The organism is Flavobacterium flavipigmentatum, assembly GCF_020911905.1.
GTDB lineage: Bacteria > Bacteroidota > Bacteroidia > Flavobacteriales > Flavobacteriaceae > Flavobacterium > Flavobacterium flavipigmentatum.
This window is the reverse complement of record NZ_CP087133.1, coordinates 2,147,604-2,172,423: the sequence shown is the minus strand read 5'-3', so window position 1 is coordinate 2,172,423 and position 24,820 is coordinate 2,147,604. Positions and strand designations below refer to the sequence as shown.

Below are 24,820 nucleotides of genomic sequence, written 5' to 3'. Positions count from 1 at the left end.
TTTGTAATAAATACAAAAATACAAAATTATCTGATGCTTTATTTACTTATTATTTTTTAAAAGCTCCATTCCTACCACACACTTTAAGCACGCACTTTTATTACAATATTCATTTTTAAGCTGTAATAATGACTGCGTTTCAAAAGCATTTTTAGACTTTATTCCAAATGAATTAAATTTTTCTATAATTGAATTTTTTTCGGGTGCCACTTCATCCAAAAGCATGATCAAATCCTCAGAAATTGAGTCGCCCATTACTTTTGCAAAAGTAAATTGAACAGGAATAATAGTATTGATAACCAATAAATCTATAAATGACTTTGAAAGAAATTTAGCTTTTTTAGGACTTTGTTTATCAAACTGAAAATGATTTTGCCAGTACGATCCGGCCGAAACTTCAAAGACATTATAAATTTCTTTTAAAGACTTTAAAGCTGTAATTTTCGAAAATAAATTTTGCTGTTTATGATACAAATTTACTAATTGCGAAAGGCGAATGGTTGGAAAATTATCGGGACGATGCTTAAAAAACTGGACTGGTTCTACATATACTTTTTCTAATTGGTACTTGTGAATTAGATAAAAATAGCTAAATTTTAAATCTTTAAAATAGACATCTTCTTTCTCTGAATCTAACAAACCTGCAACTCCAAAGAGCAATGATTCGAGATTAACCAGTTCGAAACTTTCTTTTCGGATCATAGAAAATGGAAGGGCTTTTGCAATCTGAAAAAAGGAATTTCCATTGGTATTCAGACCGAAATTCTTAGCCAATAAGCAAAACAAAACGGCTTCCCAATCCTGATTTGTTTCTTTCAACAAATCATAAATAGGTTTTGATTTTCGCTCTAATCGCTCAAAAAACAAACGTTCCAACCAACTTTTAAACACAAATTCATCAATTTGACTAATTTGTTTTTCGCAAAATATCCATGATTTTGGAGTAATTAAAGCCTGATAATTTGAAATAATTTCTGGAGCAACATAATTTTTTAAAACCAAAACTGGAATTTCAGTATTATTTTGCCTAAAAATTTCAGTATCGTGCTCCCAAACAACATGTAAAATTACGCTTTCATAAGCGGTGTCTCGTTCATGATGATGCAAATACCAATCGGAAGATTTTATATGAATTTCAATATTTCCAGCCCATTTCTGATTACCAATATTTATTTGAGCATTAAAAAAGTCTGGTCCGGCGAGTTCTAAGTAGTCCCCTGTTTTAATAATAGTTACCTGCTCATCTTGAGTAGTTCTTAAATTTAAAGTATCAAACTTCTTGAATCTCCAGAGATAGTGAAGAAAATCTTCTTTCATATTATGTTTTATATCCGTTTATAAAACATAAATATAGTAAATTTAATCCTACAAAATTATTTCAACATGTATAATTTTGCACAAGCCCTAGCATCTGATAAAGCCTCGTGATGATTCAATTGTATGTTCATTTCGCGACAGCAATCGCTCAATTTTGTGGGGTTTAAACCTTTAGCCTTGTATATTTTTACGGTACATTCCCAACGTGCAGGAATATGCAAATCTTCATAATGCAAACCATAAAGTGCCATTGATTTACTCAAAACATTTCGATCAAAACTTTCGTTATGTGCCACTACGATTCTATTTTTTAATCTTTTTTCGATTTCCGGATATACCTGCAAAAATGATTTTGCGTTTACCGTATGACTCGGGTAAATACCGTGAACCTGAATCGTAAATGGCGAATAAATATTATTGGGCGGTTTAATTAAGGAAACAAATTCATCAACTATAATTCCGTTTTCTACGGTAACAATACCAACAGAACACGGATGATAAGCCGTTGCGGTTTCAAAATCTATGGCGGTAAAATTCATTCTTTTTTCTTTAAAATAAAAATCCACAAACCCAACTTATACATCAGATTTATGGATTTTAAAGTTACAAATTATGATTTTATTTTATCGATCCAATAATATCATATTTGGTAATAATATGGTGATTTCCGTTTTCTAAGTCTACCAAAACGGCATCGTTTTCTTTGGTAAATAATTTAGAAACTTCTTCGATAGGCGTAGCCAATTTTACAATTGGAAAAGGTTTTCCCATCACCTCTTTTATCGGTTTTTCGGCTACATTTTTGTCGGCTACATAACTTCTGAATAAATCTGTTTCATCTACAGATCCTACAAAACCGTTAATATCTACAACAGGAATTTGCGAAATTTTATATTTACGCATGCGCTCAATCGCGTGCGAAACCAGCTCTTCTGTACGAACAACAATTAATTGTTTGTCTATATGGTCTTTAATAACATCCTCGGCTTTGGTAATATTTTCGTCCAAGAAACCACGCTCACGCATCCAATCGTCATTAAACATTTTACCTACATAACGACTTCCAGAATCATGAAACAAAACAACAACTACATCTTCCGGCTTAAAATGTTCTTTCAACTGATGCAATCCTTTGATACACGCACCAGCAGAATTACCTACAAAAATAGCTTCTTCTAGCGCAATTTTTCGGGTATAAACCGCTGCGTCTTTATCGGTAACTTTTGTAAATCCGTCAATAAGAGAAAAATCAACATTTTTAGGCAAAATATCTTCCCCAATACCTTCTGTAATATAAGAGTAAATTTCGTTTTCATCAAAAATTCCGGTTTCATGGTATTTTTTAAAAACAGAACCGTAAGTATCGATCCCCCAGATTTTAATATTTGGATTTTTTTCTTTTAAATATCTGCCTACTCCAGAAATCGTTCCTCCTGTCCCTACTCCAACCACAAAATGAGTAATTTTTCCATCTGTTTGTTCCCAAATTTCCGGTCCGGTTTGCTCATAATGCGCCAAAGAATTTGACATATTATCGTATTGATTTACATACCACGAATTAGGAGTTTCTGAAGCCAGACGCTTTGAAACCGAATAATAAGAACGTGGATCTGTTGGCTCAACATCGGTTGGACAAACGACAACTTTTGCTCCTACAGCGCGCAAAATATCCATTTTTTCCTTGGATTGTTTGTCAGAGATTACACAAATTAATTTATAACCTTTTATGATCGCTACAAGTGCTAATCCCATACCTGTATTTCCAGAAGTTCCTTCTATAATGGTTCCGCCCGGCTGCAAACGTCCGTCTGCCTCAGCATCTTCGATCATTTTTACGGCCATTCTGTCTTTTACAGAATTTCCGGGATTAAAAGTCTCCACTTTTGCTAATACCAAAGCATCGATTCCCTCGACAATTTTGTTGAGTTTTACTAATGGTGTGTTACCAATTGTTTCTAATATGTTTTTTGAAAACTTCATTTTTTTGAATTTGAAAAATTAACTTTTGAATATTTATTGGAAGAAATTCCAAACCAAACCAAATTGAATTGTAAAATCACGATATGGATTGTTTGGAGCAGAATAATAGTCATCCTGAGAAAAAATAGCATTAAAATGTTCTGCTTTTAAATAAATTCTGGTCTGACGAATTCTTCCATTAACAAAGAAATCAAAGGTTGGATAACCACCAATTTCTTTTCTATTCTGAACGAAAGCTTCGCCTACAACAGGATTATAATCGTTAGCATAATATTTAGTGAAATAATTAAAGATGATTCCAGTTTGTAAATAAAGTGCTTTATTAAAGAAATAATTAGAATAATAAAGTGTATTTCTGGTCACTAAATCGGGCAGATTTAGAATCAATTCAGACTGATCTACTTTTTGATACAACACTGTATTATCTAATGCAAAGCGACCCATTTTAAATTCTCTGCTCGCCTTTACAGACAAATAATTAATTGCATTTGCGTACTGAGCTGGCGCAATAATTTGTGTTTTTGCTAAATCTTCAGCCGCTGTAGAAACATCTGCAAAATACAAATGATCCTTTAGCACCGAATATTGCACCTCTGCATTTAACCAAGGCGTAAAAACATTGGCACTAAGCGTATTGATTTTTTCATTCTTAAAATTATTCGACCAATTATAAGAAACATAACTACTTTGATAGAGATTATAGTTATTATTGGGTAATTTGTTGATATTTCTGTATCTGAAATCAAATTTTATTTTTTCAGTCAAATTATACTTTAATTTAGCATCTAAGTCAGAAAGTGACTGATTTGTAATGGATCTGGTGTATAATAAACGTCCAATCCATTTGTTTTTTTGATATTCGTATTGCCCGCCAACATTATTAATTTGCTGAAACAAATTGTCTGAAACCGATGTACCATCTTCGTTTATAATAATTCGGTCGTACTTATAATTTGACCTGTAATCATCAATAAAAAAATTAAATTTTCCTAAAAGTAAATTTTCATAAGTCAGTCCAGCTTTGTTGTACAATTTTTCAAATTTAGTCTGATCATTAATTGCACTCGCTACGTAAGATTCTCCAAATCGTTGTACCAATCTTGCATCAACAGTTGAAAGTACGGTAGGTTGATTGTATTCAAAAAATTTATTTTCATAATTAAATTGATGCGTTACATACAAATTATTGTTTCCTTGCTTTGGATTTACTCGAAAGGCATGGTCAAAAAACAACCGTTTTCCTTTAAGAAAAGACTGAGCATCGGTAAGATATACTTGTAATCGTTGACGATTATTAAAATCTGCATTTCCACTTTCAAAATCTTCAGGAGTCGTAATTCCTCCGTTTTCTTCATTCAAAATATCCTGATACGCATAATGCGCATTCAAAACATAACGCAAATCGGTAGTAAAATAACTGGTAGTAAATCTAAAATTTCCGGTACTTGCTAATTGATTGATATACTTTCCTTCAGAACGCAAGCCTCTGTAAGCCATTGAAAAGTTAAGATTTTTGGATGTATTCAAGGTAATAAACGAATCTACATTTTGTCCTTTTCCTACTGATGTATTAAAAAACAACTCTGTTAAAGGTGTCGCCGCCGAGTAATAATTAATTTGATTGGCTTCCAGAAAATTAAAGTGCTTGCCTTTGAAACCAATTTCAGGATACGGCGAAAAATCAGTCAAACTGTATTGTAAGATAGTATAGGTCTGTCCAACATTTGAAAAAGGCATTAATCCAAAATTATCCTTTCTCAGATAGTTTTGTCTGTAAGCACTTTTTATCGTCAAAGAAGTATCTACATAAGTAGTATCATGATCTAATGTGATAATCTGATACTGCTCAATTTTTGCCACTAAACTTTTTTTCTTCTTAACAGTATCGGTTATACTCGAATACTGCGTTTTCATATCTAAATTATTTTTAGAAGTTTTTTTTTCCTGAGAGAATAATATAGTAGGAACGGCTAATAGATATAGAAGAAAAAGAATTCTCATTTGACAGCTTTATGTATAGATATTAATTTTAATAAAATTGATGAGGCAAAGGTAAATTATAAAAACGTATAAACGAAAAAAAACAAAATGTTAGTACAAAAAAGTCCCAATTGCTAAAGCAATTGGGACTCTAAAAAATAATATAATATTTATTTTGTATTACCAGTTAGGATTTTGTCCTAGACCTGGGTTTGTATTTAACTCAATTTGTGGTATTGGCCATAAAAACTTATAATCAGTACCTGGAATAGCCGCAACCGGAGTTGTGACAACAAAACTATTTCCTAATACAAAGGCAGCCGCTGCAGGAGTAGCACCACTAGCATATTTTGCAGGAATTCCGTCTATAGCAACAGATGCAATTGGGTCTCCTTGTAATCTATGAATATCTGTCCACCTACGACCTTCTTGTAAAAACTCGATTCTTCTTTCTTTTAGTATAGCCGCCACCATAGTAGCATCTGTAGTGAAAGAAGCAGCTGTATAAGCCTGAGTCGCTGGATTAGCCAAAGATCTATTTCTTACAGAATTCAATAAATTCAATGCAGTAGATAAATTTGACAAACGCGCGTGAGCTTCTGCCATATTCAAAACCACTTCAGCATATCTAATAACCGGAGCAGCATCTGTCCTGTTAGTAACATCTGTATACTTATTAGTATATTTTATACCTGAAGCAGTGTAGATGAATTTTCCATCTTCTCTTCTTTTATCGTCGGCTAACCACCATGTTGTATCTCTCCAAAGAATTGGACTAATACAAACTAAAGCTCTATCTCTTAGCATACTTGGCAAAGCTCCATTTACAGTAGGATTAGCTGTAGCAGAATGTTGAATAGAAAAAATAGACTCTGAATTACTAGTTGCAACAGCACTACTTCCCTGAAACGGAGCATAAGGGTCAGCTGTTAAAGCGAAAGCTCCCGATAACTTATTACCTTCAACAATTACATTTGCCCAATCTCTTTTTTGAAGATAAAGTCTTGTTTTAAAAGCAATTGCAGCCCACTTAGAAGCTCTTCCAACAAGCCTTGATGAAAATGTAGTTGAACTACCTGTCGTTATTAAAGTTTCTGCATCATTTAAATCGGCCAAAACTTTATCATAAACTTCAGCAACAGTGTTTCTTGGTTTAAGTGACTCAGATGTAATTTCTGCACTTGTATTAACACCAACTTCTCTGTAAGGAATTCCAGGATGAGTAGCACCAGCTGTAAAATTATATGGCCTAGCAAAATAAGTAAGCAATTCTAAATGCGTAATTGCTCTTAAAAACTTGGCTTGTCCGATATAATTATCACCAACAGCTTTAGTAATAACTCCTTTAGCAACAGCATCTGTCGTTCCCTCAATCATAATATTACATCTGTTGATCAATCTGTAACCATCAACCCAATAATAAACATTATTAGCTGTTGTTGGATCATAAGTTGCAGTATATGTCAACTCATAAAAAGTAGCCATATTAACAACATCTTCTCCTCTAGTCTCCCCTTGTTGTACAAAGGCAGCTCCCCAAACGTAACCTCTACCACCATTTGGACTATTCGGCGCTGCATTGTATTGTCCAATCGCTGCAGCATTATAAACACCATTCATGTATGTAGCAATCAACGTAGGAGTTGTAAAAGCATCCGGACTTAGAATATTGTTTACTGGTTTTAAATCCAATATTTTTTCTTCTGTACATGAACTCATCCCGAGTACAACTACAGAAAGTAGAATTGTTTTTATTATATTTTTCATATGTTCTTTTTATAAACTTACATTTAATCCAATTGATATCACTTTAGCACGTGGTGTTCCATTAATATCTACTCCAGACGTTTCCATTTCAGGATTTATACCTTTATAGTCAGAAATCAACCAGATATTTTGTCCTTGAGCAAAAATTCTAAAGTTATCTACTCCAATTTTATCCATCAACATTTTAGGCAATGTATAACCTATACTTATGTTATCAAGTGAGATGAAATCACCTTTCTCAACAAAACGAGTACTTGCACTTCCAGTAAGATTTGTAAATGTATTAGTACTTGCATACAATCTTGGTGTCCATCCATCTCCAGGATTGTCAACACTTTGCCATCTTCCTAAAATCTCTGTTCCATTGTTATTAAAGTTTTGATTCATTAACTCTCTTCTAGTAGCGTTGAAAATTTTATTTCCTCCACTAAATCTAAACATGAAACCAAAATCAAGACTTTTGTATTTCATATTAGATGATACAGAACCAAAATAAGTTGGCAAAGTATTTCCTAATATTTTCTTGTCAGCAGTCACTAAAGAAGAGGCACTTGCAGTATTCATAGCAGCCGCAGGATTATTTGGATCGAATGTAAAGTAAGTTTGTGTATTAAGATTACCTTGTACTAAACTACCATTCGCTTTATAATAAACCGGGTTACCGTTTGCAGGGTTAGTTCCCCAATATTCGAATCCGTATAAAGAGTTAATTGACTCTCCTTGTTGTATAATGATATTAGGGGCAATATTGGTGTCTGTAGAAGAACCTCCTACGATAGGCTGTCCTTGATACAAAGCAGTAACTTCGTTTTTAGTAAGTGTCAAGTTAGAAGACAGATCCCATGTAAAGTTTGGAGTATTGATCGCTTTAAAACTTACAGCAAACTCATACCCCTTGTTGTACATTTTACCAACGTTTTGGTTGATTGTATTGTTAGGAATACCAATAGATGGAGGAGTTGGCGCAGCCAAAACTAAGTCATCAATATCATTTTGAAAATAATCAAAAGCAACAGTTAAACGGTTGTTGAACAATCCTAAATCTACACCAAGATCCACTTTAGTAGACGTTTCCCATTGCAATAAAGGATTTCCAAATTGAAAATAACCAATACCATTTGAAGGGCCGTAAGGAGAACCAATTGTAAGGTCTTTTGAAGGATAAGATGCTTGATTTAATACATCAACATTACCAACCTCCGAATAAGAAGCTCTGAATTTCAGATCAGAAACAGTATTACTGATTCCTTGCATAAAGCTTTCTTTAGAAACTGTCCAACCTGCAGAAACTCCAGGAAAATTATAGTATCTAACATCTGATTCAAATTGTGAAATTCCGTCACGTCTAAGAGATCCTTGAATAAAATATTTCTCTCTGAAATTATATGTAAAACGACCTAAATAAGAAATAATACCTTTTTCAGTAATTCCACCACCTGTGTCTTTAGTATTATAACTATTAGTAACAAGATTCTGATCGAAGAAATCACTAATAATATCACTTCCCTGACCCCATAACAATTTATCTCTTGATTTTTGATATTCAGCAACTCCTGTTAAACCAATATTATGATCTTCAGCAAAAGTATGCTTGTAATTCAAGATATTTTGCCAGTTCCATCTTAAAAGATTTCTATTCTCTTGATATAAAATTCCGTTTGAACCACGACCATCTCCATGTACAGGATTCCAATATTGGAAACCATCTGTCATAGCATTATCGGCACTTACTTGTAATTTATAACTCAAGTCAGAAGTAATTTTTGCATTTGCAAAGGCACTTGCAATGATTCTTGTTGTCGTTGATTTGTATTTATTATTATCAAGAGCATAAATAATATTTGTAATATTATCTCCTACTGGAGCTAAATTATCCCATTGACCAACGTTTGCATTATTTGGTGAAAGGTTATAACCTGTTGGATCAGCTGGATCATAAATTGGTGTATTCGGCAATTGTCTAATCGTGTTAAAAATATTACCTGATAAACCACTTGCATTACTATTCAATCCATCATACTCTGTTCTATTAACATTGATATTCGTACCAATACTCAACCATTTATTGATATCTTGATCAATATTAGCTCTAATAGAATATTTTTTCATACTATTTGCTAAGTTGATCCCATCAAAATCAGAAATACCTAAAGATAAATAATATTTTGTTTTCTCAGAACCACCACTAAAATTAAGATTATGAGTAGTTTGAGAAGCATTTCTCAAAACAGCATCTTGCCAATCTGTATTAAATGTATTTCCAACAGCCCATGCTGCTTGATTTCTGTTAGTTCTTTTCTCATTAGAAATAGTCAAGAAATCAGGAGTCTCTAAAAGATCATATTTTTTAGCAGCACTAGCTACACCAAAAACACTTGAATAACTCACTTTTAAAGTTCCTCTTTTTCCACTTTTAGTAGTAATTAAGATTACACCATTTGCAGCTCTAGAACCATAAATAGCTGTCGCAGCACCATCTTTTAAAACATCAAAAGACTCAATATCCTCTGGATTGATATCTGCCAAACCATTTGTAGCTGACACACCACCTACATCACCTGAATAAATAGGAATACCATCTACAACAATTAATGGCTCAGTACTACCAGAAATAGATCCAATACCTCTAATTCTAATTCTTGGAGCAGCTCCAAGAAGACCTGTATTCGTTAATACTTGTACCCCAGTAGCTCTTCCTGCCAAAACACCCTCAAAACTCGGAGTTACTAAATTAGAGATATCTTTTCCTGAAATTTTAGAAATCGACCCTGTAACCTCTTTTCTCTTTTGTACACCATAACCTACAACCACAACCTCGTTCATAATTTGGGCTGCAGATTCCATAGTAAGACTAACAGTGTTCGAAGTACCAACAGTCATTTGTTTGTCACTCATACCAACATAAGTAAAAACCAAAACATCTCCTGTTTTTGCTTTTATTGAGTAACTACCATCAAAGTCTGTATAAGTACTGACCTTTGTTCCTTTTACCACAACGTTAACACCTGGAACAACTCCTGTGCCATCAGAAACAAACCCTGAAATAGTTCGTTCTTGAGCAAAAGAAAACTGCATAGACAACGCTACCAGCAGCGTAAAAATCCATTGTAATTTTAATTTCATTTTAAGTTATTTTGAATTAGTATTCCACAAACATCTTAATTATTTCTTAAATTAACAAACATTTTTAACTTAATTTTTAATAAACTTAAATGGATTCTTTTAGCATATTAATAGAAAGATGGTGTTATTTTTCATTTTAAAGTAGTTTTACTTGTTAAAAAAGACAAATACTCATTTATTTTATTTTTCTTAATCACTCTTTTTTAACATTTAATAAAAATAATAATGAACTTCATAAAAAATAACCTTCTAATTACTAAGAAGATAAAAAAACTACATCTATTTTATTTTTATGATAATTCTTAAACTTTAATAAAAACAAAATAAAAAAATTAGAAAATTTTACAATCTTTGTCTGTAAAAACAAAAAAAGTGCTACAAAAAAAATTTTCGGGATACCTTTTAGAAAGCGGTACTGACGAAGCAGGTCGTGGCTGCCTTGCTGGACCTGTGACTGCAGCTGCCATAATTTTGACTCAAGATTTTGAAAATACAATACTCAATGACAGCAAACAACTTTCTGAGAAAACAAGAGAACTTTTAAAACCTATTATAGAAGAGAATGCTATTTGTTATGCTGTTACCCATTTACATCCTGAGGAAATTGATGAAATAAACATTCTCAACGCTTCGATGAAAGGGATGCAAGAATGCATTTTAAAGCTAAACCAAATTCCTGAATTTATTATTGTAGACGGCAACCGATCTTTAAATGCAAAATTAGGCCTTAAAAACACCTTTGGGAAACAATTTTCTGCGGCTGAAATAGAATTATTAAAATCTATCCCTAACCAAAGCATAATAAAAGGAGATGCTAAATTCCTTAGCATTGCTGCGGCTTCTGTCTTGGCCAAAACCTATCGCGATGAATATATGAATAAAATACATGAAGAATTCCCGATGTACAATTGGAAAAAAAACAAAGGCTATCCAACAAAAGAACATCGCGAAGCCATTCGGCTATATGGCACAACCAAATACCATCGAATGAGTTTTAGACTTTTACCAGAACAATTAAAGTTAGATTTTTAATTTTCTACATTTTCTTTTTTGAAGAGAAATTTAATTTTTTCCTCCCAATCCGAAATACTCTCTTGAGAAGGTCTGTCTGCTCTATCAAAATAAAAATGTTGATTGATCTGTAAGCCACAGTACTTAAAAATTCCAATATCCGAAGTTAGAATCAAAGCTTTATCCATTTCTAAGGTTTCATATTCTGCCTTTGATTTGCCGTGCGAATTAATAATGATGGTTTGTTTGCCAGCTAACAAACCTTTTTGAACCCCTTGATCGTATCGATAAGCAAAGCCGTAACTCATGACACGGTCAATATATCCTTTCATAATGGCCGGCATTCCTGTCCACCAAATTGGGTAAATAAAAATAATCTGATCTGCCCAACTTATAAAATCCTGCTCGATCTTTACATCATTGCTCACCTGCCCTATTCGCTGACCATTCATATCGGCTAAACATAGAATAGGATCAAAATTGATCTCATATAAATCTCTAACGATCACTTCTTGTCCTAATTCCTGCAAATTTTCAACAACAATTTGTTTGAATAAATGATTTAAACTATTTGAATTTGGGTGTGCGTAAATAACTAAATTTTTCATGTTTTCTATTTTTTAAAGATTCAACATAACAAATGTATATCACATCATTTAGGCAAAATTGTAAGAAAACGAAAATGCCTTTCATAAAAAATAGTAAAAATCTAATGGAATCATTTTTGTTAAGTATATCTTACGAAGATCCTGACAACTAAATGGAGTTAAACATTTAAATTCCTTGAATACAAAACCTCTAATCATTCGATAAAGCGGGTAAAAACTATAAATTACAAAATTCGGGATATTAGAAACCTTTAGCAACACAAATATCCTTTTGAAATTTTAAAAACTTCGTTGGAGAAATATTCATGTAATATTTAAAATCATGAATGAGCTGACTTTGATCATAAAAACCACACTGATTGACAATAGCCAACCAATCTGTTTTAGAACCGTTTATGATATTTTTTTGAATTTGTTCCGTTGCTTTCAAAAAGCGTTCATACCGATTAAGCTCTTTAATACTGTAGCCAAAAAACTTCTTTTGATGAAGCTGAATATTCCTCTCACTCTGCTGAGTTGAAGCCGCAATTGCTTTAATAGGATCTAAAGCATCGTCCTTAAAATTCGTCAAAAGTTGTGTTAACCGATTTTGATCTCGTAAATAAGGTTTGCAAAAGTCTAATAAAAAATATACCCTATCCTTTGTTTCAGATATTTTTTTGAGTTCTCCCCATAAAATGGTGAAGCAATTTTCGGGAATTAGCGCATCAGGATGAATGGGCAATGAATGTGTTAAAAGCGCATTACCAAAAAATCTATAAAAAGCATCTTCTTTAAAATTGACTACCAAAATTTGAGAATCCGGTGGCAAAGTATAATCAAATGCCTGCTTTATGGGTCCTAAAACCATACATTTCTCGATTTCGAGAATTGTCTTTTGTTGCGATTGTATCACTACTTTTGTTCCAAAACTAAATACCAAAATCGTCTGGAAACTTGGCAATAATGTTTTTGTTATTGAAGAAAGCGTTTTATTTTCGGCATAATAAAAATGCGAAAAAACAGCTCCAAATTCTGAGGGAACAGCCATTCTATAATTGTTATTTTCTGCCTCGCTTAGCATACTTTTTAAACAAATTCTGCTTCAAACAAATTGGTCAAATGCTTAACAATCTTAACTTTTACTTCCTCTTCATCTACTCTTTCTACACCTAATTCTACTTGTAAAGAAGTCACCGCTTTACCGCGTATACCACACGGAATGATATTATCAAAATACCCTAAATCTACATTCACATTTAGTGCAAATCCGTGCATGGTTACCCAACGCGAAGCTCGCACACCAAGCGCACAAATCTTTCTGGCAAAAGGGGTTCCTACACCTAACCAAACACCCGTTTCACCATCACTGCGCCCACAATCAAGGCCGTATTCTGCTAGTGTAAGGATAATAGATTCTTCGAGAAAACGTAAATATTTATGAATATCTGTAAAGAAATTTTCTAGGTCTAGAATCGGATACCCCACAATCTGACCAGGACCATGATAGGTAATATCGCCACCACGATTGATTTTATAGAAGGATGCACCTTTGGCTTCAAGTTGCTTTTCGTTTAATAATAAATTTTCTAAATCGCCACTTTTCCCTAAAGTATATACATGAGGATGCTCGACCAATAGTAGGTGATTTGGGGTTGGTAAATCGAGTTCTTCTCTTCTGTTTCTTATTTTTAAATCGACTATGTTTTTAAAAAGTTCTTCCTGATATTCCCAAGTAACTTTATAATCTTTTTGGCCTAAGTCTTGAAGTTGAATTTTTTTATTCATTTTAATTATTTTTCAAACTCTACTTCCAAGTTTAGTTTATCCGGCGTTTCCATGTACTCTGTAAAAGGATATTGTATGGTAATTATTTTTCGATCTTCGCTAAATAAAGCGTTTGGATGCGAGACTTTTTTAACCGCTTTCGGAAAATGGTATTTTAGGGTATAACTTGAAGAAGCAAAGATCATTTTAGACATATCGGCAGTGCTATCGACAGGTTTTTCTACTTTTTTCTGCGTATCGATAACCGCTTTTCGTGTAAACTTCTTTCCGTTGTAACTATAACTTAATTTACTAGCATTATTTCCTAAATTTCCGCCAAAAGGCATTGCTGCACTACCTCCTTTTTCGAGTCTTTGCATGGCATTCAAAGCCTGGAGCACATCTTGCAATTCGTTTACATTTTTAAAATCGGTTGAAAGCGTCATTAAAAACTCCTTTTTTTCTGCATTCATTTTGGTATTGACTACAAAATTCTCCAATTTTTTAAGTTCGGCTTGAGCTTCCGGAGAGAGTTTGGCAATGCTGTCTTTTTTTTCTTCGAATAATTGTTTAAAAGTAAACGTTGAGTCAATATTTTTCTTGGCATCTGCTCCCATTTGATTGCCCAACTGATCGCCTGCCATTGCCATTAGAGAAGAACCATCCATATCAACCGATAATTTACCTGTTCCGTCTTTGTTTACATAAATATTTTCGGTAAACGTGCAGCTTGTTAGCGATACGATTGCTAATAACAAACCCAGTACTTTATATAATTTCATAGTTTATTTAATTTTTATACAAATATACGAACTCTATTTCTAATTGCTCAATCGTTGATTTGTTTAATCGATTAATGCTTTTTAAAAAACTATTCTAAAACCACTTCTAAATTAGTGCTTTCAGGATTTTGCATGCACTCCGAAAGTTGAAACTCCAGTTGTAATGACTTTTTATCCATACTTATAACAGCTTTATGATTTGAAACTACTTTTATTTTTCGTGGAAAATGATAATTTAAGACATATTTTTGAACCAATTTTAAAGATTTATACTTTGGATCCATATCGTTAAATTCGTCTTTGCTTTTTTGAAGCAGCTCCTGACTTGTAATCAAAACTGTTCGCTTAAAAACTAATCCATCAAAATCATAGGCTACTTTCCAGTACTCTTTTTCGGCTGTTAAAGCATAATTAAATTTAATGTCATCTGCGTAGTTTTCTGTTTTATATAAATCTGGAATATCAGTGACTTTATTAAATTTTAAAGTAACTGTTTTTCTAAATTCTTTCTCGAAAGAGCTCTTTTTTATATGCACTTTTGTATCGGCATATTTTTGAAACAGCTCTTGCTCCGCTGGCAAATATTTAGAAAAATTTTCCTTGTACTTTATCATGTACTCTTTAAAAACAAAGGTAGTATCCTTAAATTCTTCTTCTTTTGAATAATTTTCACCTGCCAATTGCATATAACTATTTTCATCCCGAAGCTCTGTAATCTCTATCTTTCCCGTTCCATCTGGATTGATATTTATCGTTTCGGTGATCTGGCAACTTGTGAGGAGCATTAGAATTATAAAAGATGGTATGAATTTCATTCTTTTGAAGGTTCTGAAGTTGTGAGTTGCTAAGATATGGAGGTTTTTGTTTTGATTCTACATTTTTTTAAGTCCTGTCTTTGCGAGGAACGAAGTAATCTCACTACTAAAAGACACTTTGCGGATACAGCAATTGAGATTGCTTCGTTCCTCGCAAAGACAAAACACACTTCGATCAAAAAGTCTAATAAAAAACAAAATCTCTACTCTAGCCCCGATAGCAGCGGTATCCTTTTTTGCTTTTTCAGTAAAAAAGATACAAGTGAATAGCGGGACTAAAGGCAATTGAAAACACGAAAATTACTGCTACAAAAAATCTAAAATCTGCATTCTAAAATCTACATTCTTTTCTTTATCTTTGCACTCTTAAAAAAGAGCACAAAATGGCATTATCAGAACAAGAAATCATCCGAAGAGAAAAACTTCAAAACTTACGCAACTTAGGAATCAATCCTTATCCTGCTAATCTTTTTCCAGTAAATCATACTTCAAAGCAAATTAAGGAGTCTTTCGAAGAGGGTAAAAAGGTAGTTGTTGCTGGACGTTTGATGAGTGTGAGAGATCAGGGAAAAGCTTGTTTTGCCGAGCTGCAAGATAGCGAAGGACGTATTCAATTGTATGTGAATCGCGATGTTTTGTGCGAAGGTGACGATAAAACTTTGTACAACACAGTATTTAAAAAATTGACCGATTTGGGTGACTTTATTGGTATTGAAGGTGAATTGTTTACCACAAAAGTTGGAGCACAATGTCTTCGCGTAGACCAATTTACTTTTTTAAGTAAATCTTTGCGTCCGCTGCCTTTGCCAAAAGTAGATGAGGACGGCAAGGTGCACGATGCTTTTAATGACTCTGAATTGCGTTACAGAATGCGTTATGTAGATTTGACGGTGAATGAGCACGTAAAAGAGACCTTTATCAAGAGAACAAAATTGTTTACTGCAATGCGTAAATTCTTTAACGACAGAGGTTATCTTGAGGTGGAAACTCCGGTTTTGCAACCTATTCCGGGTGGAGCTGCAGCGCGCCCTTTTATCACACATCATAATTCGCTTGATATTCCGCTTTACATGCGTATTGCAAACGAATTGTACTTAAAAAGACTTATTGTTGGTGGTTTTGAAGGTGTTTATGAGTTCTCTAAAAACTTTAGAAATGAAGGAATGGACAGAACCCATAATCCTGAATTTACTGCTATGGAAATATATGTAGCCTACAAAGACTACAACTGGATGATGGAATTTGCCGAAGACTTGCTGGAACAATGTGCGATTGCCGTAAACGGAACAAGCGAAGCGACATTTGGTGAACATAAAATTAATTTTAAAGCGCCCTATGCTCGCGTGACGATGACCGATTCTATCAAACATTTTACTGGTTTTGATATTTCTGGAAAAAGCGAAGACGAATTGTTTGAAGCTGCCAGAGGAATGGGAATCGATGTTGATAAAACAATGGGGAAAGGAAAATTGATTGATGAGATTTTTGGAGCGAAATGTGAAGGAAATTATATTCAGCCAACTTTTATTACCGATTATCCTAAAGAAATGTCGCCTTTATGTAAAGAACACCGCGACAATCCTGAGCTTACAGAGCGTTTTGAACTGATGGTTTGTGGTAAAGAAATAGCAAATGCTTATTCTGAATTGAATGACCCAATTGATCAGCGTGAGCGTTTTGAAGATCAAATGCGTTTGTCTGAAAAAGGTGATGATGAAGCAAATGGCGTTATCGATGAAGACTTCTTGAGAGCTTTGGAATATGGTATGCCACCAACATCTGGAATGGGAATTGGTATGGATCGTTTGATCATGTATCTTACTAACAATGCTTCTATTCAGGAAGTTTTATTGTTCCCGCAAATGCGTCCGGAGAAAAAACAAGCATCGATTGAACTTTCTGATGAAGAAAAATTTATCGTAGATTTATTGAAAGGAAATGAAAATAAAATGGATCTTCAGCAATTAAAAATTACGGCTAATTTAAGTGGTAAAAAATGGGATGCGTCCATGAAAAATTTATCTAAACATGGTTTGACCAAAGTTGCTGTTGAAGGTGATTTTAAAATGGTTGAACTTTTGGGGTAATTTATTGTCCTTTAATGATATTTAGAACCCGCCAAATTTTAAAAAATTTGGCGGGTTTTTCATTTAATTTACATAAATTTGATCATACAAAATCATATTATTATGAGCACTTTAGAAATTAAATTAGAAATATTCGATAAGCTCAAAAACATTGAAGATTTAAGTTTACTTGAGAGAATTATAGATTTATTAAAAAATGCAGAAACTTCGGAAGTATATCAATTTGAACAATACGAATTGGATATGCTAAAAGAAAGTGAAGAAGATATAAAATATGGCAGAGTCATTTCTCAGGAAGATTTAGATAAAGAAGATTTAGAATGGCTGTCAAAATAATTTGGACCAAAACTGCAGCAATTCAAAGAAGAAAAATACTAAGTTATTGGACTAAAAGAAACAAATCAGCCACATATCCAAAAAAGTTGGTTATTGAAATCGCACAACGAGTTCATTTTCTTTCTAACAATCCTCATGTTTATATTAAAACAAACTTTTCTGATATCCGAGCCTCAACATTGGGTCATTATAACATTTTCTATAAGACAACCTCAACTGAATTAATTATTATGGCATTTTGGGATAATCGTCAAAATCCTAAGACACTTTCTGAAATTTTAGAAAATAAAACATAGCTATTTACACCAACAAAGCCGCCTTATTATCAATATCATTCCTTGCCAATAAAGATTTTATATTAGCAAAAGTAACCAAAGCAATTTGCGTTAGCGCTTCGTTGGTAAAAAACGCCTGATGCGCCGTTACCAGAACATTCGGAAAACTCATGAGACACTGAATAGCATCGTCCTGAATAATATCATCGGACAAATCTTTAAAAAACAATTTTTCCTCTTGTTCATAAACATCAATGCCTAAATAACCGATTTTCTCCTCTTTTAAGCCTTCAATTACAGAATTGGTTTCTATTAATGCTCCTCTGCTTGTATTGATGATCATGACGTTTTTTTTCATCAAATCAATCGTTTTTTTGTTGATGATATGTTTGGTTTGCTCGTTTAAAGGGCAATGTAGCGAAATGATATCACTTGTTTTAAAAATCACTTCTAAGCTCACAAAAGTTACTCCTAATTGCTCCATTTCGGGATTGGCAGCAACATCATATGCTAACACTTTACACCCAAAACCAAGAGCGATTTTAGCAAATGCTTTACCAATATTTCCAGTACCGATGATTCCAATGGTTTTTCCGAATAAGTCAAAACCTAATAATCCGTTTAAAGAAAAATTTTGTTCGCGAACTCTGTTGTAGGCTTTATGGGTTTTTCTATTTAATGTCAAAATCATTGCCATAGCATGTTCGGCAACAGCCTGAGGCGAATAGGCAGGCACGCGACACACTTTCATTTGGTACTTTTTTGCCGCTTCCAGATCGACATTATTAAAACCTGCACAGCGTAAAGCAATTATTTTTACTCCCTTTTCTGCCAATTGCTTTATAACGGCCTCATTGACAATGTCGTTTACAAATACACATACGGTGGTAGCTTTTTCGATTAAAATAACCGTTTGAGAGTTCAATTGGGTTTCAAAAAACTCTAGTTCAAAACCAAAATCATCATTATATTGGTCGAAAAAAGTTTTATCATAGGGTTGCGTCGAAAAAAAAACAATTTTATTAGGATCTGATAGTGCACTCATAATGATGTTTTGTGGGTTTTCATAATCCATTAAAGTTAAAGCAATTTATTTAAAAAACACCATTCTAATAAAAACTTACCAGATTCGCAGTCAATTTGTTAAAAAAAATACAATTCTGACATATCCATTAAACCAAATGATTTTTATAACATCTAACTGGTATAATCTTAAAAAAACAAATCATGAAAAAATTATTTATTGCAGCTTTACTTTTTGTTGGAATTGCAAGTTTTGCACAAGATACTGATATGGATCAAAAATCAAATAGCGAACCAAGAGAAAGACTGACTCCAGAACAGCGCAACGAGAAACATCTTAAAAAGCTTACTTCAGAATTGAGTCTAGATGCCAAACAACAGGAACAAGTAAAACAATTACTTGCTGAAAAAAGTGCAAAAGCAGAAAAATTCAGGGAAGCGAGAAAAGACCAGAAAGAAGCGGGTACCAAACTTACTACTGACCAAAAGAAAGCTTTAAAAGATGAAATGGTAGCCGAAAAAGAGGCAAATGACGCTAAAATGAAAGGAATTCTAACAGCAGACCAATACACCAAATGGAAAGCCAATCAGGACGAAAACAAGGATAAAATGAAAGAGAAAATCAAAGAGCGCAGAAAAGAAAAAATTTAATACATGGCAATAAAAAAGAGGCACAAAGGCCTCTTTTCTGTTTTTATTCATTTCCCTATTTCGGATTAAGAATTAAATCTATTCTTTTGATAGCATCCTCATAATGGTATTTTGTTTCGGCATTTACAGGTCTTGTTTTGGCAATAGCAAGTGTTGCTTTTAAAGCCGTCAGTTCGCCACGAACCAACGCCCTGATATCCGACTGCGCCACATTATAATATATTGTAGAGCGATCTGTAGGCTTAATTTCCTCGGTCATTAAAAAAGCCATTCTGTCTATATAAGCTCTTTGCAAATTTCTTCTGTAAATCGTTACATTAGAAGGAATACCGGCTTCTTTCCAGATTCCTTTTCGGGTATCTTTTAATAAATCTAGGGCTTTATAATTGTCAGTACCCAGTATTTCAGCATCCATCAACCTGCCGATGCGTCCAAAACTCAATAAGTTATTCAAATGTCTCACTTGTAAACTTCTGAATTTTTCTGTGTAACCTGAAAAATCTGTATTTCTTAGTGTTTTAGTATTTACAATCCAAGTTGGAGAGGCAAAAGCATTGGTTTGCAACCAATTCATCGCTTCGATTTGTTTGGCTTTTGGCACTACATCATACACCGTTCCTGCTTGATTTGGGTTTTTAATATTCTCGTAAACTCCTCCAACGTTGGTCACTACATGCCCTACATACCTACTCCAAACCTCCAATAATTCTCCGTATAATTCGTGCAAATCTCCATAGTCATTTGTCACATCACTTGTCCATTCCGGTAAATGACCTGCGACATACTCTAAGTTTTTAAGTCCATACGAACTTGCTTTCATCGAGTTGTTGCTAATATCTTCTGTTTGTGAAGAAGGATCGAAAGCACTGCTTTGTTTTCCGAATTTATACATCGGATTTGCAGCATTATCCAAAATCCATTTGTCTAAAGTTGGCTTCTCATCCTGTGCAGATTTTGCATTTGGAATCACCCTGTATCCCCAATTGACTGCATATTTATCATAAGCACCCATTTTTCGAATAAAACGAATATTTTTATCTCCGGGTTGTGCAATATAATTAAAACGGGCATAATCCATTATACTTGCCGAAATTCCGTTTTGCTGTGTAAAGTCGCCATTTCTGTAACTTTCTACATCATAAGCGCAGCTAGCACCCATGTTATGAGGAAAACCAAGCGCATGACCCACTTCGTGAGCAATTACCATGCGCATCATATCTCCCATTTCTTCATCGCTCGTTTTTAAAGTTCTGGCAGATGGATTTGCAGCGCCCGTTTCCAGCAAATATCTGTTTCTGTAGGAACGCAAATGGTTGTGATACCATATAACATCACTTTCGATAATTTCGCCTGTTCTAGGGTCTGAAACACTAGGACCAACAGCATTTCTGGTCGTACTGGCCACGTAACGTATTACTGAGTATCGAATATCCTCAGGACTAAAATCAGGATCTTCCTCCTTGGTTGGGGCGTCTTTGGCAAGAATAGCGTTTTTAAAACCGGCAGCTTCAAATGGTTTTTGCCATTCTTCAATACCTAATTTTATGTATTTTCTAAGTTTTTCAGGCGTTGCAGGGTCTAAATAGTACACAATTGGTTTTATCGGTTCTACCAATTCTCCTCTTGCATAAGCATCAGGATCTTTTGGCTCTAATCTCCAACGGCGAATGTAGGTTTTAAGATCTGATTTTAATTCGTTGCTGCCATAATCGTACTGGCTTACCGTAAACCATCCCACTCGAGGGTCTGCTAATCGAGGCTGCATCATTTTTTCCGGCAACAAAACCATCGATTGGTTCATTTGAATGCTAATTGATTCACTCTCCTCTAACATCGAGGGTTTTGAAGCATTGTATGTCATATCCTGAATGACCTCAATATTCATCGGAAAACTTTTTATTCCGTTGATAAAACTTCTTGAATCATCCAAACCTTTTACTTTGTATAATTCGCGCATTTCTGCCGATATTCCGCTGATGGCCTTTACATCTGAACTGTAAAATTTAGTCACATCGATCACCGTATTGGCAGAATCTTTACTAAAAGCAACTATATCAAAAGCAAATAATGTAGGCTCATAATTATTGGCTTTTACCGAAATACTTATTGGCAATGTATCATTTGCAACAGCATTGTATGCTTTTGATTTGATGAGAATTTTGTCCTGAAAACGTTGCCAAACGATTAATTGCTCATTGGTTTCGGAACCCGCATTTACGTAGCCACCTCCTAAATTTGATGGTAATTTAGACAATCGGCTAACGAGCAGCATGTCTTTGTTTAATAACTTATTTGGAATCTCAAAATAGTACTTTTTATCGACTTTATGCACGGTAAAAAGTCCATCGTCAGAAACGGCATCTTTTGTAATTACTTTGCTATATTCTTTGATTGTACCTTCTGGCTTTTTTTCAGGAGCTGCCTGAGTTACAGCTTCATCTTTTTTGGATTTTTTCTTTTTGGATTGGGCAAATTGAGTAGCAGGCAATAGCAAACATGTTGTTATTGCAGTACAAATGAAAAATTTCTTCATTCAGTGGTATTTTAGTAGTTAATTGATAAGCAAAAATAATTTTTGATGCCTATTCTCTACCAAACTGAACTTTTTTTTAACTTTAAATTAACGAATAAAAAAACGGCAATTACAAAAAAGAGGCAATTTCTTGGTAAAGTTTAACGTTGGATCTACTTGAAGATTTTTTACATTTATGTGTTAGCCAATAACCTGTTTATTTTTTAGAACCTTCAGAACTATTTCCTATCAAACAAAAAAATATTATAAAAGGTTTTTAAAATTTACGCAAAGCACTCATAAAAATCTGTTTTACAGCACTAACTTCATACGCATACCATTCTATTTCATACCACTTACCATTTGGAAGAATAACATTCACAGTAAGGGTTTCAGTAAGGGTCGTGGTCCAGTAGGTAATATCATTAAGATCGACACCTTGATTGGCATTTGCAGCAATTGTAGCTTGCACTGCATATCTATTCTCTATAGTTGCCCCTTTACAAGCAGAAGTAAAAGTAACTTTTATAGGATTAGCTGATAAATTAAAGATATAAGGTTTATAATAATTAACATCAACCTTATTGAGTCCTACTCTTATAAGGCCATCTAGTTCTATTAAGCCTGTTGAAGGCAAGTCAGTTGCGTTTGGAACCGTATTGGCCATTGTTTTATAAACGCTCACCCTTTGACCCACGTTTAAGTTAGTACTTTTAACAAAACTTACGTAAGAGCTACCATTCCATATCCAGATGGAGGCGTCAAGACCAAAATAAATATATTGTGTATTTTGAGTCAGTGCACTATCATTGGTAACTGCTGGTAGTTCATCATCAAAAATAGTCGCACTATTGGGATTATCATTATTACAAAAAACATTTTGCCCCGAAAAGTTAGAGACTAGTGCTATCCATTTATTGATATTAAAATTAAAAACATACAAACCGCTTGCTGTCACATCAATTACCTGACCTGAAGGCGAAAAAGACGGTTGTGTTACGTATACAATGGTTCCGTTTTGCGAAGCGCCGTAGCTCTTGGCTTTTAGCTCGTCACCCGTTAATCTGGGGGGCAAAATACCATCTAATTTTGTAGGTACATTAGGTTCACCGGTAACATCAAGAGTGACCTTGGGGTCGGTCGTGCTTATACCAACTTGAGCAGGAGATACAGTTACTATTAACAGTGTAATTAAAAATATAAAAAATTTCATACTGTAAATAATTTATGTTAAACAAAACAACGCTAACAACATCAGAACTGTTTAATAATGAATACGTTACGAAGCTGTTTTATTACTTACAACAAATGTAATTAAAATTTTGTTAAAGTGATTAAAATCTCCAATTTTAACAAAAAATAATAAATTACTTACAGTTTAAATACAAATAATTTCTTCTGCATTTGCCGTGAAATTTGCAAAGGCATTACCTAAAAAAAATCTGCTATGAAAAATATCTAAAGATAATTTTCATAGCAGATTCAACTTATTTTTTATGTTTTTTAAAACGTTTTAGAAACTTTATCAATTGCGTTAATGGTATAATCTAAGTCTTCGTAAGTCAAAGCATCTGTGATAAACCAAGTTTCATAAGCCGATGGCGCTATGTAAATACCCTCTTGCAATAATCCATGAAAGAATTTTTTGAAGGTCTCGTTATCGCCTTTTGCAGCAGTCTGAAAATCTACTACCGGATTTTCATCAAAATGTACCGAAATCATTGAGCCGACGCGATTAATCGTAAAAATTACGTTATTAGCTTTCAAAACCCTGTCGATTCCTGCTGCCAGATAGGCTGTTTTTTCTTCTAAACGGTCAAAAATTGCGGGTTCGTTATTTAGCGCTTTCAACATCGCCAAACCTGCCGCCATAGCCAACGGATTTCCAGATAATGTTCCTGCCTGATAGACGGGACCTAGTGGTGCCAAATAATTCATAATCTCTTCGCGAGCAGCAAAAGCACCCACTGGCAAGCCTCCACCAATGACTTTTCCAAAGGTTACAATATCTGCATTGACATTAAATAATTCCTGAACTCCGCCACGAGCCAAACGAAAACCGGTCATTACCTCATCAAAAATCAATAAAATTCCGTTTGCGGTACACAAATCTCTCAATCCCTGTAAAAATCCTTTTTGAGGTACAATACAACCCATATTACCAGCAACTGGCTCGACAATAATGGCGGCGATTTCGTTTTTGTTGGCTTCAATTAAAGTCGCAACATTATCCAAATCATTGTATTTGGCTAACAAAGTATCTTTTGCGGTTCCCTCAGTAACTCCGGGGCTGTTTGGCGAACCAAAAGTAACAGCACCACTTCCGGCCTGGATCAAAAATGAATCGGAATGTCCGTGGTAACAACCTGCAAATTTGATGATTTTGTCTCTTTTTGTAAATCCACGCGCCAAACGAATGGCACTCATACAAGCTTCTGTACCCGAATTTACAAATCTAATTTTATCAATATTAGGCACCATAGAAACCGCCAAAGCTGCAATCTCTGTCTCCAATTCTGTGGGCATACCAAACGAAGTTCCAAGTTTTGCTTTTTCAATCACAGCATCCACAACCGGCTGATAGGCATGACCCAAAACCATTGGCCCCCATGAGTTGATATAATCGATTAATTTATTCCCATCCTCATCCAAAAGATAGGCCCCTTTTGCACTTTTTACAAAAATTGGAGTTCCTCCTACCGCTTTGAAGGCTCTTACTGGAGAATTTACTCCTCCTGGAATGACTTTTTCTGCTTCAGCAAAAAGCTGGCTACTTCTTTTATATATCATTTTTATATTAGATTTTT

20 protein-coding genes are annotated in these 24,820 nt (G+C 34.0%); 5 read left to right on the top strand and 15 right to left on the bottom strand.

Annotation, left to right across the window (positions count from 1 at the left end):
• Nucleotides 1–42: 42 nt before the first annotated feature.
• From LNP22_RS09525 to LNP22_RS09500, 6 genes are all read right to left on the bottom strand, one after another.
• Entirely contained in the window at nt 43–1,317 is a 1,275-nt protein-coding gene (locus tag LNP22_RS09525; RefSeq protein ID WP_229976329.1) for a DUF2851 family protein, read from the bottom strand.
• Between the two features lie 56 nt (nt 1,318–1,373).
• Nucleotides 1,374–1,856 carry a 3'-5' exonuclease gene (locus LNP22_RS09520; RefSeq protein ID WP_229976328.1) on the bottom strand — a complete coding sequence of 161 codons (483 nt, stop codon included), beginning with the start codon at nt 1,854–1,856 and terminating at the stop codon, nt 1,374–1,376.
• Nucleotides 1,857–1,935: 79 nt separating this feature from the next.
• Nucleotides 1,936–3,297 (bottom strand): pyridoxal-phosphate dependent enzyme, encoded by a 1,362-nt coding sequence (locus tag LNP22_RS09515; protein WP_210666888.1) that lies wholly within the window; start codon nt 3,295–3,297, stop codon nt 1,936–1,938.
• Nucleotides 3,298–3,330: 33 nt separating this feature from the next.
• Nucleotides 3,331–5,298, bottom strand: coding sequence for a putative porin (locus LNP22_RS09510; RefSeq protein ID WP_229976327.1), 1,968 nt, complete (start codon nt 5,296–5,298; stop codon nt 3,331–3,333).
• 159 nt (nt 5,299–5,457) lie between these two features.
• Nucleotides 5,458–7,044, bottom strand: coding sequence for a RagB/SusD family nutrient uptake outer membrane protein (locus LNP22_RS09505; protein WP_229976326.1), 1,587 nt, complete (start codon nt 7,042–7,044; stop codon nt 5,458–5,460).
• 9 nt (nt 7,045–7,053) lie between these two features.
• Nucleotides 7,054–10,167 carry a SusC/RagA family TonB-linked outer membrane protein gene (locus tag LNP22_RS09500; protein ID WP_229976325.1) on the bottom strand — a complete coding sequence of 1,038 codons (3,114 nt, stop codon included), beginning with the start codon at nt 10,165–10,167 and terminating at the stop codon, nt 7,054–7,056.
• 372 nt (nt 10,168–10,539) lie between these two features.
• Here LNP22_RS09500 and rnhB point away from each other — a divergent pair, with 372 nt between their 5' ends.
• A complete protein-coding gene (gene rnhB / locus LNP22_RS09495) occupies nt 10,540–11,199 on the top strand; it encodes a ribonuclease HII (protein WP_229976324.1) in 660 nt (219 codons plus the stop codon).
• On the opposite strand, the gene LNP22_RS09490 is transcribed toward rnhB, so the two are convergent.
• From LNP22_RS09490 to LNP22_RS09470, 5 genes are all read right to left on the bottom strand, one after another.
• The gene (locus LNP22_RS09490) at nt 11,196–11,786 is read right to left on the bottom strand and encodes an NAD(P)H-dependent oxidoreductase (protein ID WP_229976323.1); all 591 of its coding nucleotides are present in this window, start codon (nt 11,784–11,786) and stop codon (nt 11,196–11,198) included. The genes rnhB and LNP22_RS09490 overlap by 4 nt on opposite strands.
• 241 nt (nt 11,787–12,027) lie before the next feature.
• Nucleotides 12,028–12,849 (bottom strand): helix-turn-helix domain-containing protein, encoded by an 822-nt coding sequence (locus LNP22_RS09485; RefSeq protein WP_229976322.1) that lies wholly within the window; start codon nt 12,847–12,849, stop codon nt 12,028–12,030.
• A 5-nt stretch (nt 12,850–12,854) separates the two neighbouring features.
• Nucleotides 12,855–13,553 carry a lipoyl(octanoyl) transferase LipB gene (lipB, locus tag LNP22_RS09480; protein WP_229976321.1) on the bottom strand — a complete coding sequence of 233 codons (699 nt, stop codon included), beginning with the start codon at nt 13,551–13,553 and terminating at the stop codon, nt 12,855–12,857.
• 5 nt (nt 13,554–13,558) lie between these two features.
• The gene (locus LNP22_RS09475; protein ID WP_229976320.1) at nt 13,559–14,314 is read right to left on the bottom strand and encodes a hypothetical protein; all 756 of its coding nucleotides are present in this window, start codon (nt 14,312–14,314) and stop codon (nt 13,559–13,561) included.
• Nucleotides 14,315–14,403: 89 nt separating this feature from the next.
• On the bottom strand, nt 14,404–15,129 hold the full coding sequence (locus LNP22_RS09470; RefSeq protein WP_229976319.1) for a hypothetical protein: 726 nt from the start codon (nt 15,127–15,129) through the stop codon (nt 14,404–14,406).
• A 383-nt stretch (nt 15,130–15,512) separates the two neighbouring features.
• On the opposite strand from LNP22_RS09470, the gene lysS reads away from it, so the two are divergent.
• The 3 genes from lysS (at nt 15,513) to LNP22_RS09455 (ending at nt 17,848) form a co-directional block, all read left to right on the top strand.
• Nucleotides 15,513–17,216: a lysine--tRNA ligase gene (lysS, locus tag LNP22_RS09465; RefSeq protein WP_210666898.1), complete on the top strand. Its 1,704-nt coding sequence runs from the start codon at nt 15,513–15,515 to the stop codon at nt 17,214–17,216.
• Nucleotides 17,217–17,318: 102 nt separating this feature from the next.
• Nucleotides 17,319–17,552, top strand: a complete 234-nt coding sequence (locus LNP22_RS09460) for a hypothetical protein (protein WP_229976318.1) — start codon at nt 17,319–17,321, stop codon at nt 17,550–17,552.
• On the top strand, nt 17,537–17,848 hold the full coding sequence (locus LNP22_RS09455; protein ID WP_229976317.1) for a type II toxin-antitoxin system RelE/ParE family toxin: 312 nt from the start codon (nt 17,537–17,539) through the stop codon (nt 17,846–17,848). Before LNP22_RS09460 ends, LNP22_RS09455 begins: the two co-directional genes overlap by 16 nt.
• Nucleotides 17,849–17,852: 4 nt before the next feature.
• On the opposite strand, the gene LNP22_RS09450 is transcribed toward LNP22_RS09455, so the two are convergent.
• Nucleotides 17,853–18,872: a 2-hydroxyacid dehydrogenase gene (locus LNP22_RS09450; protein WP_229976316.1), complete on the bottom strand. Its 1,020-nt coding sequence runs from the start codon at nt 18,870–18,872 to the stop codon at nt 17,853–17,855.
• 182 nt (nt 18,873–19,054) lie between these two features.
• On the opposite strand from LNP22_RS09450, the gene LNP22_RS09445 reads away from it, so the two are divergent.
• Entirely contained in the window at nt 19,055–19,501 is a 447-nt protein-coding gene (locus LNP22_RS09445; RefSeq protein ID WP_229976315.1) for a DUF4890 domain-containing protein, read from the top strand.
• A gap of 55 nt (nt 19,502–19,556) precedes the next feature.
• Here the strand turns inward: LNP22_RS09445 and LNP22_RS09440 are convergent, their stop codons facing one another.
• From LNP22_RS09440 to hemL, 3 genes are all read right to left on the bottom strand, one after another.
• Nucleotides 19,557–22,034, bottom strand: coding sequence for a zinc-dependent metalloprotease (locus LNP22_RS09440; protein ID WP_229976314.1), 2,478 nt, complete (start codon nt 22,032–22,034; stop codon nt 19,557–19,559).
• A gap of 256 nt (nt 22,035–22,290) precedes the next feature.
• Nucleotides 22,291–23,226, bottom strand: a complete 936-nt coding sequence (locus LNP22_RS09435; protein WP_229976313.1) for a hypothetical protein — start codon at nt 23,224–23,226, stop codon at nt 22,291–22,293.
• A gap of 290 nt (nt 23,227–23,516) precedes the next feature.
• A complete protein-coding gene (hemL, locus tag LNP22_RS09430) occupies nt 23,517–24,803 on the bottom strand; it encodes a glutamate-1-semialdehyde 2,1-aminomutase (RefSeq protein WP_229976312.1) in 1,287 nt (428 codons plus the stop codon).
• Between the last annotated feature and the right edge of the window lie 17 nt (nt 24,804–24,820).

What these genes read in the sequence shown, in the direction of transcription:
- LNP22_RS09525 (WP_229976329.1), bottom strand. Translation starts at nt 1,317, where the DNA reads ATGAAAGAAGATTTTCTTCACTATCTCTGGAGATTCAAGAAGTTTGAT.
- LNP22_RS09520 (WP_229976328.1), bottom strand. Translation starts at nt 1,856, where the DNA reads ATGAATTTTACCGCCATAGATTTTGAAACCGCAACGGCTTATCATCCG.
- LNP22_RS09515 (WP_210666888.1), bottom strand. Translation starts at nt 3,297, where the DNA reads ATGAAGTTTTCAAAAAACATATTAGAAACAATTGGTAACACACCATTA.
- LNP22_RS09510 (WP_229976327.1), bottom strand. Translation starts at nt 5,298, where the DNA reads ATGAGAATTCTTTTTCTTCTATATCTATTAGCCGTTCCTACTATATTA.
- LNP22_RS09505 (WP_229976326.1), bottom strand. Translation starts at nt 7,044, where the DNA reads ATGAAAAATATAATAAAAACAATTCTACTTTCTGTAGTTGTACTCGGG.
- LNP22_RS09500 (WP_229976325.1), bottom strand. Translation starts at nt 10,167, where the DNA reads ATGAAATTAAAATTACAATGGATTTTTACGCTGCTGGTAGCGTTGTCT.
- LNP22_RS09490 (WP_229976323.1), bottom strand. Translation starts at nt 11,786, where the DNA reads ATGAAAAATTTAGTTATTTACGCACACCCAAATTCAAATAGTTTAAAT.
- LNP22_RS09485 (WP_229976322.1), bottom strand. Translation starts at nt 12,849, where the DNA reads ATGCTAAGCGAGGCAGAAAATAACAATTATAGAATGGCTGTTCCCTCA.
- lipB (WP_229976321.1), bottom strand. Translation starts at nt 13,553, where the DNA reads ATGAATAAAAAAATTCAACTTCAAGACTTAGGCCAAAAAGATTATAAA.
- LNP22_RS09475 (WP_229976320.1), bottom strand. Translation starts at nt 14,314, where the DNA reads ATGAAATTATATAAAGTACTGGGTTTGTTATTAGCAATCGTATCGCTA.
- LNP22_RS09470 (WP_229976319.1), bottom strand. Translation starts at nt 15,129, where the DNA reads ATGAAATTCATACCATCTTTTATAATTCTAATGCTCCTCACAAGTTGC.
- lysS (WP_210666898.1), top strand. Translation starts at nt 15,513, where the DNA reads ATGGCATTATCAGAACAAGAAATCATCCGAAGAGAAAAACTTCAAAAC.
- LNP22_RS09460 (WP_229976318.1), top strand. Translation starts at nt 17,319, where the DNA reads ATGAGCACTTTAGAAATTAAATTAGAAATATTCGATAAGCTCAAAAAC.
- LNP22_RS09455 (WP_229976317.1), top strand. Translation starts at nt 17,537, where the DNA reads ATGGCTGTCAAAATAATTTGGACCAAAACTGCAGCAATTCAAAGAAGA.
- LNP22_RS09450 (WP_229976316.1), bottom strand. Translation starts at nt 18,872, where the DNA reads ATGAGTGCACTATCAGATCCTAATAAAATTGTTTTTTTTTCGACGCAA.
- LNP22_RS09445 (WP_229976315.1), top strand. Translation starts at nt 19,055, where the DNA reads ATGAAAAAATTATTTATTGCAGCTTTACTTTTTGTTGGAATTGCAAGT.
- LNP22_RS09440 (WP_229976314.1), bottom strand. Translation starts at nt 22,034, where the DNA reads ATGAAGAAATTTTTCATTTGTACTGCAATAACAACATGTTTGCTATTG.
- LNP22_RS09435 (WP_229976313.1), bottom strand. Translation starts at nt 23,226, where the DNA reads ATGAAATTTTTTATATTTTTAATTACACTGTTAATAGTAACTGTATCT.
- hemL (WP_229976312.1), bottom strand. Translation starts at nt 24,803, where the DNA reads ATGATATATAAAAGAAGTAGCCAGCTTTTTGCTGAAGCAGAAAAAGTC.